The organism is Rathayibacter sp. Leaf296, assembly GCF_001423045.1.
In the GTDB taxonomy this organism is placed as follows: domain Bacteria; phylum Actinomycetota; class Actinomycetes; order Actinomycetales; family Microbacteriaceae; genus Rathayibacter; species Rathayibacter caricis.
In genome coordinates this window covers 435,258-450,877 of record NZ_LMNR01000002.1, presented here as the reverse complement: position 1 = coordinate 450,877, position 15,620 = coordinate 435,258, and the positions used below count along the sequence as shown (strand labels likewise).

Below are 15,620 nucleotides of genomic sequence, written 5' to 3'. Positions count from 1 at the left end.
CTCACCGATCCGAAGGAGATCACATGTCCCCCTCCCGGCGCGCAAGCGCTTTCGCCCTCGTAGCGGTCGCCGCAGCGACCCTCGCTGCTCCCGTCGCCACCGCGGCGGAGAGTCAGTGCCCCACCGGCTTCAGCTGCGTCTGGACCGACAAGGACTACTCGAGCAGCTACTCCGGCCGCGGCAACGCCAACTACCACGAGTACTACGCCGTCGGCGGCCGCATCTTCAACGACTCCATCTCGAGCATCAAGAACCGGTACCCCGGGAAGAAGAACTGGTTCGAGCACATCGATCGAGGTGGCGCACGCCTGCAGATCGAGGCGTTCGAGAAGATCTCGAACCTCCAGGACCGCCACACGGGTCTCTGGTACCACGCGGACTGGAACGACTTCATCTCGAGCGTCGACTGATGGCGGGAGTCCGCCTGCTCCCGCCGCTCGTCCTGGTCCCGGTGCTCGCGCTCTGCGCGTGCACCGGGCCGGGCCCCGAACCGACCGGCGCCACGATGCCGGAGCGCGTCGACATCAGCGAATACGCGGACGTCAGGGCCGGCCTGGACGCGGCGAACGAGACGATGACGTTCCCGATCGACGCGTTCTTCCTGTCTCCCGCCGCGCTCGGCCGGGTCGGCCAGGCGAACGCGCTGCTCTGGGACGCGTGCATGCGGGAGGGCGGGCGGACCTACCCTCCGGCCGCTTTCGACCTCACGACGTCGGGCATGCTGCCCGACACGCTGTACGGGATCTGGAGCCCGGAGAACGCCCGGCAGTGGGGGTACGGGCTCGACCCCGCGAATGACGCGGTGATGGAGGCGGCGAACGAGGCCCTGATGGCGGCCGCGGCGGCGGATCCCGGTTGGGATCCCGCGTTCGACGTCTGCCTCGAGTCGACACCCCGGATCCCGGAGCCCGGGCGCTGGTTCAGCGGTGACGACGAGCTGGCGATCTCCGGCCCGGCCAAGCAGGTCGCCGACGACGCGAAGATGCTCGCGATGACGGACCCGCGCTGGGACGAGGCCCGGGCCAGGTGGAGCGACTGCCTCGTCGCGGAGGGACTCCGCCTGCGCGAGGGCGAGACGTCGCCCTGGTCCCCCGAGGTGCCCGAGGATCCCGAGGCGGCGATCAGGACGGCCGTCCTCGACGTCGAGTGCAAGGCGAGGACCGAGCTGGTCGAGACGCTGAGCTCGCTCGAGGCGCAGTACCAGGCGGCCCTCATCGATCGGGAGCGAGCGGCTCTGGACGAGGTCGCCGAGAAGGAGCGGGAGATCGTCGAGCGGGCCGACCGGATCATCGCGGGGAGCGGCCGGTGAGCGACGAGCCGCCCTCCCGTGTCCGCCTGCCCGCCGTCGTGCGTCCGCGCGCTCTGGCGGTGTTCGCGGTCGCGGTGCTGCTGGTCGGTGCCGCGGGAGTTGCGCTCGGGGCCTCGATGCGCTCGACGTCGGACGTCGACGACGAGGCGCTCCTGGCTCCTCCGCCGGTCGACGCGGCGGTCGAGAGGCGCTCCATCGATCCGGCCCGGATGCTGCAGGGGGCCGTCGACGCGGGGGACACGACGACGGTGGTCTTCGGCGACGCGGGCGGCGAAGACGTGCTGCCGTACGTGACCGAGGTCGGCACCGCGGCGGGAGCGGCGCTCGTCAACGGAGGGCTCCTGCTCGCCGTCGCCGACCGGCCCCGGATCGCGCTGCACGTCGCCTCGCCCCTGTACCGCGACCTCCGCGTGGGCGACGAGGGGAAGGACGTGCGGGCGTTCGAGACCGCGCTGAAGGCCGTGGTCCCCGGCGACTTCGACGTCGACGAGGACTTCACCGCGCGCACCCTCGCGGCGGCGGAGCAGCTCTGGCAGCGGCTCGGGTACGACCTGCCGACCCGTCCCGGCGAGGTGGTCGCTCCGGCGCCGTCCCCGTCGGCACCGGGTCCGGTGGCCACCGGTGTTGCCGTCACGACGGCGACGACACCTCCCGCGACGGCCACGACTCCGGCGATCGCTGCGGCTCCGGAGGCGTACATCGACGTGGCGCAGATCGTGCAGCTGCACGCCGACGCGGTCGGCGTGCTGACCGTGCTCGACGTCGGCGCGATCGCCGAGGCCGGCGCCCCGCTCGCGACGCTGCAGACGAGCCCGCGCCGCGTGGTCGCCCGCGCGAGCGTCCTCGATGCGGACGAGTTCGTCGTCGGGACCGCGGTGACCCTGCGGGCGAGCGGACGGCCCGAGCAGAGCGGCACCGTCGCAACGGTCGGCGGGTTCGTCGCCGCCGACGGGACCGCGCAGAGCGTGTCGGGACGCGACGTGCGCGTCGACCTCCCGGCCGACTGGGCCGATCTCGCCGAGAAGTCGACGGTCACGCTCACGACCGTCGAGGCGGGCGAGCCGGTGCTGGCGGTGCCGCTCACGGCGGTCCACGACGCGTCCACGGACCCCTACGTCGTCTCCTCCGAGACGGCGGGCTTCGACCGGGGAGAGCGGGTGCCGGTCCAGGTGCTCGGTTCCGGCGACGGCTGGGTGCGCATCGACGAGGAGTCGGGGCTCCTCGAGGGCGATCGGATCGAGGTGGGCCCGTGACCGTGCCGCTCCTGTCCCTCCGCGGCGTCTCGCGGCGCTACGCCGGCACGACCGGCACCCTCGCGCTCCAGGGCATCGACCTCGACGTGCACGAGGGCGAGTTCGTCGCCGTCGTCGGCCGTTCCGGAGCGGGCAAGTCGACGCTCCTCAACGTGCTCGGGCTCCTCGACTCGTCCGACGCGGGGGAGTACCGCATCGGCGGGCTCGACGTCTCGCAGCTGCCGGAGGGCGACCGGGACGCCCTGCGGGCGCGCACCTTCGGCTTCGTGTTCCAGGACTCGTTCGTGCTGCCGGGCGAGAGCGTCGCCCGCAACGCGGCGCTGCCCCTGCGGATGCGGAGGGAGTCCCACGAGTCGCAGACCACCGCCGTCGCCGCGGTGCTCGACCGCTTCGGCCTGCTGCGACTGGCGGAGCAGCCCGCGGGCACGCTGTCGGGCGGGGAGCGCCAGCGGGTCGCCCTGGCCCGCGCCGTGGTCGGCCGGCCCGCGGTCGTCCTCGCCGACGAGCCCACGGGGAACCTCGACTCGGCGACGACCGCGGTCGTGATGGACCTGCTCGTCGAGCTGCACCGCAGCGGGGTCACGGTCGTGCTCATCACGCACTCGGCGGAGGTCGCCGCGGTCGCGGGACGGCGGATCCGACTCGAGGACGGCGCGATCGTCGCCGACAGCGGCGACGGCCTCGACGATCGGCTCGGGGTGCCCGGAGGAGTGGCGACCGCGGTGCCGCGGGAGCGGGGGCGACGCGGTCCGGCCTGGGTGATCGCCGACGCCGTGTCCGCGCTGCTGCTCTCGCCCGCCCGCACGCTGGGGGTCCTGGCCGCCTTCGTCCTCGCGATCGCCGGACTCGTGTCCTCGGTCGGGATCAGCGCCACCGCCACGCAGCAGGTGACCGAGCGCCTCGACGCCGCGGCGCTCGACCAGGTGACCGTCCGGATGCCCGAGTCCTCCTCGGACGAGGACCTGCGGCACGCAGCCGCGGCGATCGCCGGTCTCGGCGGAGTCTCCGCGGCGGGCCCGAGAGTCCTGCTCACGGGATCGGAGGGACGACCGGGGCGCCTCCTCGGGCCGGACGGACTGTCGACGGAGGCGACCGTCCTGGCGGTCGACGAGTCGTTCCTCGCCGTCGAGCTGGTCGCGGTCGCCCCCACGACGGCGCCGGCCTGGCTCGACGTCGTCGACGGCGTGCCCGTCGCGCTGCTCGGGATCGGAGCGGCGGAGGACCTCGGGATCCCCATCGGGCGCACGGGGGACACGATCCGCATCGCAGGGCAGTCCGTCGTCGTCGCGGGGTTCCTCACGTCCTCGGAGCGGGATCCCGCGCTGACGGAGTCGATCCTCGTCTCGCTCACCGACCTGTCCGTTCCTCCGCGGTCCGAGCGCCAGGTCGTCGCCCGGACGAGCCCGGGTCGTCCGGCCGCGGTGGCCGGATCGATCCCGCTCGCCGTCGACCCGGGGCATCCCGAGAGGGTCGTCGTCGAGACCGTCGCCGACCTGCGGCTGCTCGCCCGCGGGGTGAGCAGCGACCTCGCGGCCAACCTGCTCGTGGTCTCGGCCGTGCTGCTCCTGCTGGTCTGTTTCAGCAGCGCCACGTCGATGTTCCTCGCCGTGTCGGCCCGCACCCGCGAGATCGCACTGCGGCGGGCCGTCGGAGCGACCCGACGCGACATCCGCCTGCTGTTCCTCATCGAGGGGACGGTCATCGGACTCGCGGGTGGCGTCTCGGGGCTCGCTCTCGGCGTCCTCGCGACCTCGGTGCTCAGCGGTCTGCAGGGCTGGTCGCCCGTCCTCGATGCGACCAGCGCCGTCGTCGGCCTCGTCGCGGGCGTGGGGGCGGGAGCGCTGTCGGCGGTCGGACCGGCTCTCCGTGCCGCGCGGATCGAGCCGGCGCTCGCCCTGAGGGCGGGATGATCGCGGCGGCGGTGGCGGGGTCCCTCCCGGGAAGCCGGTCTTCTAGGGTGCTGGTATGTCGAGCACCTCTCCCGACCCCCGTCCGGATGACCCGTCGCTCCCGCAGCCCGCCCCGCCGACCGGAGCGATGCCCTACGCCCTCGGCTTCCTCGCTCTGACCGGGATCCCGTTCCTCTCGCTGATCGTCGCGGGCATCGTGATGGCGGCGGTGCACCCGTCGGTGCGGCAGCGCGGGGGAGTGGCCGCCGAGAACGGCCGACGGGCTGCGAACTGGGGCCTCACGACCGTCCTGATCACCGTCCTCTGCCTCGTCGGCCACTTCGTGCTGCTCTTCGCGCTCACCGCCGACGCTCCGTCGACGAGCTTCTACCCGATCGGCATCCCGATCACGGTCTTCGCGGTGCTGGCCGTGGCGCACCTCGTGGTGATCATCTGCGGCCTCGTCTCGGCGAACCGCGGGCACGTGTTCCGCAACCCGCTCGCGATCCCGTTCCTCCGCCGCCGCGCCGCGTCCTGAGCGCTCAGGACGTCGCGACGGGCCAGACGTAGTCGAGGTCGTCGGGGGTGCCGGGGAAGCGTGGCGCGTAGAACTCCGGCGCTTTCGCGAGCAGCTTGGAGCGGTGCGAGCGGTGCAGCTCCTCCCGGCCCAGCCACGGCGGCACCGGGAAGCCGCCGAGCAGGTACGCCTCGGCGTCCTCCGGCACCGTCTCGAGCACGGCCATCGTCTTGACGAGACAGGTGTCGGCGAAGCCCCGCTCCGTCCAGACGGCGCAGGTCTCGCGCTGGTACTCCATCAGCGCGGGCCGGTAGCCGCGCCACATCGCGGTGACCGGGTGGTGCTGCCAGCCGTAGCCGGCGACGGTGAGCGCCTTCATCACCTGCAGCGTCTCGACGCGCTGCTTGCCCAGGCGCCGGTCGTCGAGGAAGCTCGCGCTCGCGTGGAAGTCGGGGAACGGGAGGAACGTCTGCATCCCCTCCAGTCAACACGAGGGTGCGCGGGCGGGACGAGCCCCCCTCGCTGCAGCCCACCTCTCCGCGACCCCCTCTCCGCGTCGCCCCCCGGCCACCCGGAGGTCACGTCGAGGACGCCTGCGGCCCGTACCGTGCGGTCCATGACCGGACTCCCCCTCCTCGCCACCGACGACGTCCAGCTGCGCTGGGCGCGCCCCGAGGTGCTCGACTCCTCGCGGCACCGGATGCTCCGCCTCCTCACCCTCGCCGAGCGCCTGCGCTTCGAAGCCACCGGCCGCCGCGAGGCGCGCGACAGCTTCCTCCTGGGCCGGGTGCTCGTGCGCGAGCTCGCCGCCGAGACGCTCGGCATCGACCCGCTCGAGATCGCGGTGGAGGCCCGCTGCGCCCGCTGCGGCGGACCGCACGGCCGCCCCGTCCTCGCGGGGGAGCACCCCGCCCTCGAGCGGATGCGCATCAGCATCGCCCACTGCGAGGGCGCCGTCGTCGCGGCGCTGGCCACCGGTCGCGACGTCGGGATCGACGCGGCCCGCACCCGCGTCGTGCGCGAGCGCATCGCCTCCGGGCAGGAGAGCGCCGAGCAGGTGCTCGAGGAGCTCCGCGCGCAGGCCGTCGCCAAGGCCGACGGTCGCGGCACGGACATCGACGAGGCGGTGCGCTTCCGCACCCGCGAGGGCGCGACCGAGGCCTGGATCGACGGCTCCGAGCGCTACTTCGCGGTCTCGGAGCCGACGGTCCACTCGGCGCTCGTCGTCACGCTGGCGCTCGCCGAGGCCTGAGCGGCGGGTCGGCGGCGCGCCGACCGCGTGTCAGAGGTGCGGGGCCACGTGCTCCGCGAACCCCGCCGCGACCTTCGCCGCGACGTCCGCGTACGCCGTGTCCCAGACCTCCTGGTGGAAGATCTCGACCTCGATGTCGCCCGTGTAGCCCGCCTCGACGACCGTCTGCGTGAGCAGCTCGAAGTCGATGACGCCCTCGCCCACGTAGTGGCGCGAGAGCAGCACGTCGGCGGCGAGCGGAGTGGCCCAGTCGCACACCTGGTACGAGGCGATGCGCCCCTCCGCCCCGGCGCGCAGGATCTGCGGCAGCACCTGCGGGTCCCACCAGACGTGGAACGTGTCGACCACGACGCCGACCGCGGCCGCCTCGAACGGCGCGGCGAGGTCGAGGGCCTGGCCGAGCGTCGAGACGACGGCGCGATCGGACGCGTACATCGGGTGCAGAGGCTCGATCGCCAGCTGCACTCCGGAGCCGCGCGCGTAGTCGGCCAGCTCGGCCAGCGCCTCCGACACCCGGGCGCGCGCGCCGACGAGGTCGCGCGATCCGGCCGGCAGTCCGCCCGCGACGAGCACCAGCGCCGGTGCGCCCAGCGCGGACGCCTCGTCGATGGCCCGGCGGTTCTCGTCGAGGGCCGCGCGGCGATCCGGCCCCTCGGGCACGGTGAAGAAGCCGCCCCGGCACAGGCTCGAGACCCGCAGGCCGCTCTCGGCGACCAGGCGCATCGCCTCCGCGACCCCCACTTCGGCGACGGGCTCGCGCCACAGGCCGATCGAGGAGTAGCCGGCCCGGGCGGTGACGTCCAGCGCCTCGCGCAGGTCCGCGTACTTGATGGTCGCCTGGTTGAGCGAGAGCCGCGGATGCACGGTGGTCGCATCGGCCCGCACCACCGGATCGAGCGCGGTCATGCGAGCACCGTCCGGAGCGCGTCGACGCCGTTCACGGCGAGCAGGCCCGTCCAGCGGGCGGCGGCGAGCTCGGGACGCTCCAGCGCCCCCGCCTCGTCGGCCAGCCGCACGATCTCGGAGAGGTGCGGCAGCGAGCGCGCCGAGTGCAGTCCGCCCACCATCGCGAACGCGGTCTGGTGGCCGTTCAGCCACGAGAGGAACGCCACTCCGGTCTTGTAGTACTGCGTGGGCGCCGCGAAGACCTGACGCGCGAGCGCCTCGGTGGGCTGGAGGATGCGCCGGTAGGCCTCGACGTCGTCGGCGTCGAGCGCCTGGATCGCGGCGGAGGCGTTCGGAGCGAACGCGGCGAACGCGCCGAGGAGGGCGTCGGAGTGGCGCACCTCGCCGTCGGCGTCCTGCCCGCCCTCGATCAGGCCGACGTAGTTGAAGTCGTCGCCGGTGAAGAGGGTCGCGCCGAACGGGAGGCGCGCGCGCACCGCGATCTCGGCGTCCGCGTCGAGCAGCGACATCTTGATGCCGCGCACCTTCGCGAGGTTGTCCTCGATGATGCGGATCACCGTGTCCGACGCGGTGGCGACGTCCTCGGAGCCGAAGTAGCCGGTGAGCACGGAGTCGAACGCCGGTCCGAGCCAGTGCAGCACGACCGGCCGCGAGGCCCGCTCGAGCACGGCGCGGTAGACGCGCTCGTAGTCCGCGCCGGACTGCGCCGCGCGGGCGAGGTGGCGGCTGGCCATCAGCACCACGCCGACGCCGGCGTCCTCCGCGACCTCGAGCTGCTCGAGGTACGCGTCGATGACGCGCTTGAGCGGCACGACCTCGTCCGTCAGCTGGTCGGTGTTCACGCCGACCACGACCTCGCCGCCGACCGAGGCCGCCTCGGCGCCGCTGCGGCGGATGAGCTCGGTGGTCGCGGCCCAGTCCATGCCCATGTTGCGCTGGGCGGTATCCATCGCGTCGGCGACTCCGAGGCCCCAGGACCAGACGTGGTGCCGGAACGCGAGCGTCGCGTCCCAGTCGACGGTCGCAGGGCTGCCGGGCGTGTTCTCGGCCCAGGTGACCGGGACGACGTGCGCGGCCGCGTAGGCGACCCGCGCACCGAGCGGTCGGCGGGGTCGGACGAGGTCCGGCGCGGCCGAGACGGTGTGCACGCGGAGCGATCCGTCCGCGGCGAGCAGGGTGACGTCGGTCACGGAGCGACCTCGGCGGAGGTGGCGGCGGAGGCGGCGAGGGCCTGCTCGTCGGCCTCGGCGTCGAGCGCGGCGACGTCGATGCGGCGGCCCTCGCGAGCCGACTCGAGTCCGAGCTCGGCGAGGCGGACGCCGCGGGCGCCGGCGAAGAAGTCGTAGGGGTGCGGGCCGTTCTCGACCACGTGGCGGATGAACTCCTCCCACTGCGTCTTGAAGCCGTTCTCGAAGACGTCGTTGACGGGCAGCTCCTGCCAATCCTCCGCGTAGACGTGCTGCTCGGGCAGGTCGGGGTTCCAGGTCGGCTTGGGGGTCGCGACGCGCGGCTGCACCTTGGCGCCGAAGAGCCCGACGACCGCGCTGCCGAGCGTGCCGTCGACCTGGAACTCCACGAGCTCCGGGCGGTTCACGCGCACGGCCCAGGAGGAGTTCAGCTGCACGGTCGCGCCGCCCGCGACGTCGAAGATCGCGTAGGCCGCGTCGTCGGCGGTGGCGGTGTACTCGTCGCCGTTCTCGTCCACGCGCACCGGGATGTGGGTCGCGGCCTTGGCGTAGACGCCCTCGACGGCGCCGAACAGGTTCTCGAGCACGTAGTTCCAGTGCGGGAACATGTCGACGATGATGCCGCCGCCGTCCTCCTTGCGGTAGTTCCAGCTGGGGCGCTGGGCGTCCTGCCAGTCGCCCTCGAAGACCCAGTAGCCGAACTCGCCGCGCACCGAGAGGATGCGGCCGAAGAATCCGGAGTCGATCAGGCGCTTGAGCTTCTGCAGGCCGGGGAGGTAGAGCTTGTCGTGCACGACGCCGTTCTTGATGCCGGCCTCCTTGGCCAGCTCGGCGATCTCGAGCGCCTCCGCGTAGCTCTCGGCGGTGGGCTTCTCGGTGTAGATGTCCTTGCCGGCGGCGATGGCCTTCTTGAGCGCGGGGACGCGGGCCTTGGTGACCAGGAAGTCGGCGTAGATCTGCCACTTCGGGTCGGCGAGCGCGGCGTCGAGGTCGGTGGTCCAGTGCTGCAGGCCGTGCTTCGCGGCGAGCTCGGCGAGCTTGGCCTCGCTGCGCCCGACGAGCAGCGGCTCGAGCTGCACGCGGGTGCCGTCCGAGAGCAGCACGCCGCCCTGCTCGCGGATCGCGAGGATCGAGCGGACGAGGTGCTGGCGGTATCCCATGCGGCCCGAGACGCCGTTCATGATGATGCCGAGGGTCCGCGGTTCGGCGGAGGTGGTGGCGGGGGTGGTCGACTCTGACACGGGAAGCCCTTCTGCTGTGCGGTGCCCCGATCGGCCGACGGGCCGGACGGAAAGCGTTTACCAGAGTGTAGGACCGCGGATCGACCGGGGGCAAGCGCATTCCCACCGAGCGTCGCCGAACGGCCGGTCCGCGCAGGGCCGAGCCCTCAGGCCACCGACGCCGTGACGCGCAGCGCGCCCTCGAAGACCTCGGCGCCCTCCGCGCCGACCGTCAGCGTCAGCCGGGTCAGCCGCACTCCCCAGCTCGCCTCGAGCAGCGGATCCTCGAGCAGCCACTCCTCCGTCGTCGCCTCGGCGCCGTTCCACTCGACCCTCAGCCGCCTCGCCCCCTCGATCGGAGTCACGACCGCGGCGCCGTCCTGCAGCTCCACGTCTCCCGCGATCAGCAGGTGCACCTCGACGCCGTCCACCACGACGGTCGCGGGGCGGGGCAGGCGCCACTCGTCCTCGACGACGACCTGCGCCCCCTCGCGCCGGGCGCGGCGCCTCAGGCTCGATCCGGCGGGGAGGGGGTACGCGGTGGCGAGCTCGAGCAGCAGCCCGGCCGGCCCCGACGAGACGTCCGACGCGCCGAAGCCGCGGCCGACCCCCTGCTCGAGACCCCACGGTGCCGGAGCGGAGTGCCAGCGGCTCTGCATCGCGCGGATGCCGTACCGCTCAGGGCCGAAGGTCTGCGACGTGTACGTCGGCTGTCCGGCGTCGACCAGCACGGGCACGCCGTCCAGCGCCACGATCACACTGCCGACGTCGAGGTGGTTGTGGTGCTCGCCGTTGTGCCCGCCCTTGACGACGAGGCCCAGACCCCCCGCGACGCCCGGGTGCTCGCGCGTCACGAGGAGCTGCACCGACGGCAGCCAGGTGGGGGAGACGAGGGGTGCCGGCCCGGGCTCGGCCGCGATCCACTGCCGGTCCGAGAGGGCGCGGACGAGGCGCCCGAGCCCGGCCGCCGGATCGGCGAGCGGCTCGGCCGGCCGACGCTGGGCGGCGGCGTGCGCGATCACGTCCCGGTCCCCGATCCGCCGGCCCCAGCGGTGCAGCACGTGCCAGGGCAGGGTGTCGGAGGCGCGCGCCGGCCCGTCGGCGACGTTCGCGTACCACGCACCGCCCAGGTGCATCCGGTGCGGGAACCGCACGGCCTGCCGCACGACGGGCAGCTCGGAGGCGTCGAGGGCGCCGTCCGTCGCCTCGGCGAGCAGCTCCAGGGTCTCCAGCGCCCGACCGGCGCCGTTCCACCAGTAGGCGAAGCCCTCGTCGATCGCGCCGTCCGCCGGCAGCGAGTCCAGGAACCGGTCGAGCCCCTCGAGCACCAGCGCGACGACGTCGGCCCGCTCCTCCGGGTCGTCGACGAGGGCGATCGCGGCGAGCAGGACGTTGCCGTGGATCCACGGGTTCCAGTTGTGCACGTCGCCGTCGAGCCCGAGCCAGTGCCAGTCGCGCCGGTCGAGGAACGGCCGGATCACGCGCGTCCGCGTCTCGGCGCGCATCCGCTCGCGCAGGCCGGGGGCCCGTCGGGCGAGCGGCTCGCCGAGCAGGGCGTCGATCCACGCCAGCTGCCCGACCACCTCGCCCGCGCCGAGATCCAGGTAGGGGCGGTCGATCGGAGGGACGACCCGGCCGAGCAGGGGCAGCGCGTCGTCGTGCGCGGCCCAGCTCCAGCTGCTCTGCTCGCACAGCAGCTGCACGCCGTCGGCCGTCTCGTCGAGCCAGCCCTGCTCGCCGGTGGCCGCGGCGAGCACGGCGGCGCGGGTGAGGCGGCGCTGGCGCTCGCCGATGCGGCCCTCGTAGTCCGTCCGGTTCCCGTCGCGGGCGTAGCGCGCGTACTGCGAGAGCAGCGGCTGCGGCCACGGGGTGCCGAGGTCCTCCTCCGCCCGGCGGCGCAGCGCCTCGAGGGTCGGCCCGTGCTCGAGCTCCCCGAGGGGGAGGCGGGCGGCGGCCAGGAGGGGGACCAGCGCCTCCGCGTCGAGGGCGGTGCCGAAGCGGCGGCGGAGGGGGCCGGTGAAGGGCTGGGCGGTCGTCGTCGACATGTCTCGTCCCGTGTGCTCGAGTGTGATCGAAGCGGATCGATACTGTCCGATCCGCCTGCAGCGGTCGGATCAGCCTACGACTCGATCACGGGCGGTGGCGAGCCGCGTTCACTCGAAGAGCGACAGGGTGACGACGGAGGCGTAGCCGCCCGCGCGGACGGACGGCGCGGCGCGCAGCACCAGCTCGGCGTCCGCGGTCCACCGTCCGGGCCGGGCCGCCGCCCCGTCGGCCAGAGAGAGCAGCTCGGCCGCGACGAGTCCGGCGCGGGCACCCTCCGGACCGCCGTCGAGCACGGTCCGGACGGCCGGCCCCGCGACGACGGGCCCCTCTCCCTCGAGCAGCCGGGGCGCCCAGCCCAGGTGCTCGACTCCGAGCGCCGGCTGCCCGTCGTCGCCCGTGAGGTCGGCCGCAGTGCCGAGGACGGACCAGTCCGCTCCCTCCGGCACCGCGTCCGGGTCGCGGGTGTCGCGCACCGTGACGGTCGGCAGGACGCCGAGGAAGCGGCGGGCCGTGGCGGTGGATCCGGATTCGGTCAGCACGGCCGCGTCGCCCGCGACGGTCATGGTCAGGGCGCCGCCGTCGACCGGGGGATCGATCGAGACGTCGACGTCGACGCCGTCCGTCGACTGCTCCTCCGGCACGCGCGGTTCCTCCGAGGGGGCGGGAGCCGGTGCGGCGGGCGGAACCGGCGCGGACGGCTGCGGCTCCGGGGTCCCGTCGAGGTCGGTGCCCTCGGGGCGCTCCTCCGCGACGCCGTCGACGGCACCGGCGGCACCCGAGCGCGGGCCCCTGATCGGGCCCGCCGGGCTCGGGGTCGCCGTCGGACTCGCGGTCGGAGTCGGGGACGGCTCGGCGACCGCCGTCTCGGGAGTCTGCGGCACGGCCTCGGGAGCGGCTGCGGCGGTGGCGAAGAGGAGCGCCAGCACGAGGCCGGCGGTCGGAGCGGCGGCGGCGAGGGCGGCCGTGCGGGCGGAGCGGGTCACGCGTGGATCCTGGTTCTGCCGAGCGGCACTGCGAGCGGCGAGTCCTTCGTACCAGTGCCGCACTCCGCACCGAGACCCCTCTTCCGGTGCACGTCGCCTCGCGCCGTCACGCGGAGGAGCCCCGGTCGGGGGACGATGTCCACCCGACCGGGGCTCCCTTCAGCGCTCCGGGTCAGCAGCTCCGCGCCGGGTAGGCGACGGTCTGCTCGAGCGTCTCCCTGCCGCCGACCGCGGTCACCGTCACCTGGCCCGCCGGTGCGGTGGCCAGGCGCGTCGTGAACGCGTGCGTCGCGTTCGCTCCCGGAGCGACCTGCGAGAACGCCTTCTGCCCGTAGGCCGAGCGCACGGTCACGTCGATCGGCATCGCCGAGCCGTTCGCCGTGGTGACCGTCAGGACGGCCTTCTTGGCGATGCAGCGGCTCGTGACGCTGACGGGGGCCACGACCGCCGGGGCGGCGGCCTCCGGCACCACGATCTCGGTGATCTTCACGAACGAGTTCGGGGTCGCGAAGGTGATCCGCAGTCCCGTCGCCGTGACGGCGCCGAACGTCAGCGTGGTGGCCGCGCCGTTCGCCGCGACCGGGGCGGTCTGCGCGGTGGTCGGGCGCCACACGCCGTCGGCGCCGCGGTACGCCACGCTCGCCGACGCGATCGTGCCCTCGATGTTGGTGAACGTCACCCGGTCGACGCGGTGGGACGCCGCGGTGGTCAGCGTGAAGTCCGCGCTGCTCCGCAGCGGCGCGCTCGACCACGTCGACCAGGTGGTCGCCGCGTTCCCGTCGCACGCGTTCGCGGCGGGAAGGGTCGCCCACTCCGTCTGGCTGAAGGACGCGCTCACGCTCGAGCCGGCGATCCGGCACAGGTTGACCGGAGGCGCCTCGCCCCAGATCTCGACCTCCGAGATCGACTGCCAGGTGTTCGCCGCACTGGTGAGGTGCAGGCGCACGGCCGCGGTGTCGGGGAGGGAGGAGAGATCCAGTGCCACGGTCGGCGCCGCGTCGGTCGCGACCTGGGTCAGGGTCGCCGCGACGGTCGACGTGCGCCAGGCGCCGTCGACCTGGTACTCGACCTCGATCCTCGAGGGCCAGCTCGCGGCTCCGTCCTTGTAGGTGTGCACGGTGAGCGAGTCGAGGTCCTGCGGCGAGCCCCAGGTGAAGGTCAGGCGGCTGTCGCGCGGGTACCCGGTGGAGGTCCAGTCGTCCCAGCCCTTACCCTTCAGGTCGCCGTCGACGAGCTTCGGAGCGAGGTCCGAGCGGCTCGTCGTCGTCACCGTCGCCAGGCGCGCGAGGTTCGCGATACCGGGCTCGGCGACCTCGATGGTGCGGGTGAAGCGGCGTCCGTCCGAGTACTCGGCGTCGCCGGCCAGCACGCCCGTGACGCTGAGCGTGCCGAGGACGTTCGGACCGGTCGGCGCCCACTCGACGGCCACGTCGCGCGTGCCGCCGGGGGAGCGGACCGAGACGGTCGCGGGCAGCTTCGCGCCGATGTCGGCCGCGCGGGTGACGGTGTCGGGGAGGCGGTCGTCGACGACCGACCAGAGTCCGGCTCCGACGCCCTTGTCGTCCCAGTAGGACGCGTCCCAGCCGTCGGCCCAGCGCGCCGGGTCCTCGACGGCGGGATTGCGCATCTCGAGGCGCCCGTTCTCGCCGATGGTCATCGGCAGCCAGACGTAGTTCGAGTCGGCCGCGCCGTCGTTCCACCGGTCGCCCATGTAGACGTGCCTGCCGGAGCCGAGGGTCAGGACGTTCGTCGACTGCGAGCCGAAGGTCGTCTTGCGGCCGTCGCCGACCGAGAGGAGTCCGTCGCCGCCCTCGGGGATCTGGTTGTACGCCACGTTCTCGTAGGGGTCGCCGGCCTGGACGCCGCGGATCCACGGTCCGAGCACGCTGTCGGCCGTGTAGTAGGTCTGCGGGTTCGGCGCCCATCCGGTCGCACCCGAGGCGAGCGTGTAGTACTTCCCGCCCTCGGCGAAGATCGCGGGCGCCTCCAGGACGCCGCACTCCTTCACGATCTGGAAGTCGGTCCCGCGCACGGGGGCGCCGGGCGTCCCGTCGGCGAAGACGTAGGGGTACGTGCCGTCGGCCGAGTACTGGTTCGCGTCCAGGGTGTCCGTGGTCGTCGTGCGCTCGACGTTGGTGTAGTCGGCGTCGAGCTTCGCGATGTAGAGGCTCCGGTTCTCCTCGGAGGAGTAGGAGATGTACGCGGTGCCGTCCTCGTCCTGGAAGACGGTCATGTCGCGGGCCTGGCCCGGCACGGCCGCCGAGATGCACGCCTTGTAGTCGGTACGGTTGTAGAGGCGGTAGGCGCCGGTCATCGTGAACGGACCGGTCGGGCTGTCCGAGACCGCGACCGCGGCGAACGACCGCGCATACGTGCTGCCGCCCGGCGTGATGCGGCCGTCGGAGTGCCACCACATCACCCACTGGTCGTTCTTCTCGTTGTAGAGCACCTTCGGGCGCTCGAAGATCGCGGTGTTGGGCGAGGTCTGGTTCGTGTCGAGGTGGTAGTCGATCTCGGCGATGCGGTCGGCGCGCGGCACTCCGGCGTCGTCGACGGTGTCGTAGAGGGCGTCGAAGTAGGGCTGCTCGAGCTCCTCGGGTGCCTGGACGCTGCGCAGCGCCGTGCCGCGGTTCTCCCAGTTCATCCCGTCGGTCGAGCGGTACACGGCGACTCCGGGGCTGTTGTAGTAGCCCTTCGTGCGGTCCTCGCCGTACCAGTAGTGCACGTCGGCGCCGTCCTCCTGCGCCGTGACGATCTGCCCGCCGTGCGCCTGGATGTGGCGCCCGTCGGTGTCGTACCAGCTCGGCTGGAAGTAGCCGGCCGCGCTCCGGCCCGGATCCTGGATCGCGGGGAAGGAGTCGTACACGCGTGGCGGATCCGCGCGCGGCACTCCGTCGGCGGGATCGGTCACCACCGCGCTCGCGAGCGGCGCCGCGAGGGCGGGCGCTCCTGCTCCCAGGAGGCCCGTGACGACGAGAGCCGTCACCGCCCATCCGAACGGTCTGAATCGAGACGTCATGCTGTGCTCCTTTGCACGGGGACTTCACGGGTGTTCACG

At 73.5% G+C, this 15,620-nt stretch carries 13 protein-coding genes; 6 read left to right on the top strand and 7 right to left on the bottom strand.

Annotation, left to right across the window (positions count from 1 at the left end; genetic code table 11):
- The first annotated feature begins 23 nt into the window (after positions 1 to 23).
- Genes ASF46_RS12300 through ASF46_RS12280 form a run of 5 tightly spaced genes read left to right on the top strand, consistent with a single transcriptional unit; the run spans position 24 to position 4,989 of the window.
- The gene (locus ASF46_RS12300) at positions 24 to 410 is read left to right on the top strand and encodes a peptidase inhibitor family I36 protein (protein WP_056867855.1); all 387 of its coding nucleotides are present in this window, start codon (positions 24 to 26) and stop codon (positions 408 to 410) included.
- Positions 410 to 1,309 (top strand): hypothetical protein, encoded by a 900-nt coding sequence (locus tag ASF46_RS12295; protein WP_056867854.1) that lies wholly within the window; start codon positions 410 to 412, stop codon positions 1,307 to 1,309. Before ASF46_RS12300 ends, ASF46_RS12295 begins: the two co-directional genes overlap by 1 nt.
- Positions 1,306 to 2,562: a hypothetical protein gene (locus ASF46_RS12290; protein ID WP_056867853.1), complete on the top strand. Its 1,257-nt coding sequence runs from the start codon at positions 1,306 to 1,308 to the stop codon at positions 2,560 to 2,562. Before ASF46_RS12295 ends, ASF46_RS12290 begins: the two co-directional genes overlap by 4 nt.
- Positions 2,559 to 4,472, top strand: coding sequence for an ATP-binding cassette domain-containing protein (locus tag ASF46_RS12285; RefSeq protein WP_056867852.1), 1,914 nt, complete (start codon positions 2,559 to 2,561; stop codon positions 4,470 to 4,472). Before ASF46_RS12290 ends, ASF46_RS12285 begins: the two co-directional genes overlap by 4 nt.
- 55 nt (positions 4,473 to 4,527) lie before the next feature.
- On the top strand, positions 4,528 to 4,989 hold the full coding sequence (locus ASF46_RS12280) for a DUF4870 domain-containing protein (RefSeq protein WP_056867851.1): 462 nt from the start codon (positions 4,528 to 4,530) through the stop codon (positions 4,987 to 4,989).
- A 4-nt stretch (positions 4,990 to 4,993) separates the two neighbouring features.
- On the opposite strand, the gene ASF46_RS12275 is transcribed toward ASF46_RS12280, so the two are convergent.
- Positions 4,994 to 5,443: an MSMEG_6728 family protein gene (locus ASF46_RS12275; RefSeq protein WP_056867850.1), complete on the bottom strand. Its 450-nt coding sequence runs from the start codon at positions 5,441 to 5,443 to the stop codon at positions 4,994 to 4,996.
- Between the two features lie 141 nt (positions 5,444 to 5,584).
- Between ASF46_RS12275 and ASF46_RS12270 the strand changes: the two genes are divergently transcribed.
- Positions 5,585 to 6,220 (top strand): 4'-phosphopantetheinyl transferase family protein, encoded by a 636-nt coding sequence (locus tag ASF46_RS12270; RefSeq protein ID WP_056867849.1) that lies wholly within the window; start codon positions 5,585 to 5,587, stop codon positions 6,218 to 6,220.
- Between the two features lie 30 nt (positions 6,221 to 6,250).
- Here the strand turns inward: ASF46_RS12270 and ASF46_RS12265 are convergent, their stop codons facing one another.
- From ASF46_RS12265 to ASF46_RS12240, 6 genes are all read right to left on the bottom strand, one after another.
- On the bottom strand, positions 6,251 to 7,126 hold the full coding sequence (locus ASF46_RS12265) for a sugar phosphate isomerase/epimerase family protein (RefSeq protein ID WP_056867848.1): 876 nt from the start codon (positions 7,124 to 7,126) through the stop codon (positions 6,251 to 6,253).
- Positions 7,123 to 8,316, bottom strand: coding sequence for a DUF993 family protein (locus ASF46_RS12260; protein WP_056867847.1), 1,194 nt, complete (start codon positions 8,314 to 8,316; stop codon positions 7,123 to 7,125). The genes ASF46_RS12265 and ASF46_RS12260 overlap by 4 nt, the downstream gene beginning before the upstream one ends.
- Positions 8,313 to 9,494 carry a Gfo/Idh/MocA family protein gene (locus ASF46_RS12255; RefSeq protein WP_082485590.1) on the bottom strand — a complete coding sequence of 394 codons (1,182 nt, stop codon included), beginning with the start codon at positions 9,492 to 9,494 and terminating at the stop codon, positions 8,313 to 8,315. Before ASF46_RS12255 ends, ASF46_RS12260 begins: the two co-directional genes overlap by 4 nt.
- A 206-nt stretch (positions 9,495 to 9,700) precedes the next feature.
- Complete coding sequence (locus ASF46_RS12250; protein ID WP_056867846.1) at positions 9,701 to 11,578, bottom strand: heparinase II/III family protein; 1,878 nt, start codon at positions 11,576 to 11,578, stop codon at positions 9,701 to 9,703.
- Positions 11,579 to 11,686: 108 nt separating this feature from the next.
- Positions 11,687 to 12,562, bottom strand: a complete 876-nt coding sequence (locus ASF46_RS12245) for a hypothetical protein (RefSeq protein WP_056867845.1) — start codon at positions 12,560 to 12,562, stop codon at positions 11,687 to 11,689.
- 172 nt (positions 12,563 to 12,734) lie between these two features.
- Entirely contained in the window at positions 12,735 to 15,581 is a 2,847-nt protein-coding gene (locus ASF46_RS12240; protein ID WP_056867844.1) for a discoidin domain-containing protein, read from the bottom strand.
- Positions 15,582 to 15,620: the final 39 nt, after the last annotated feature.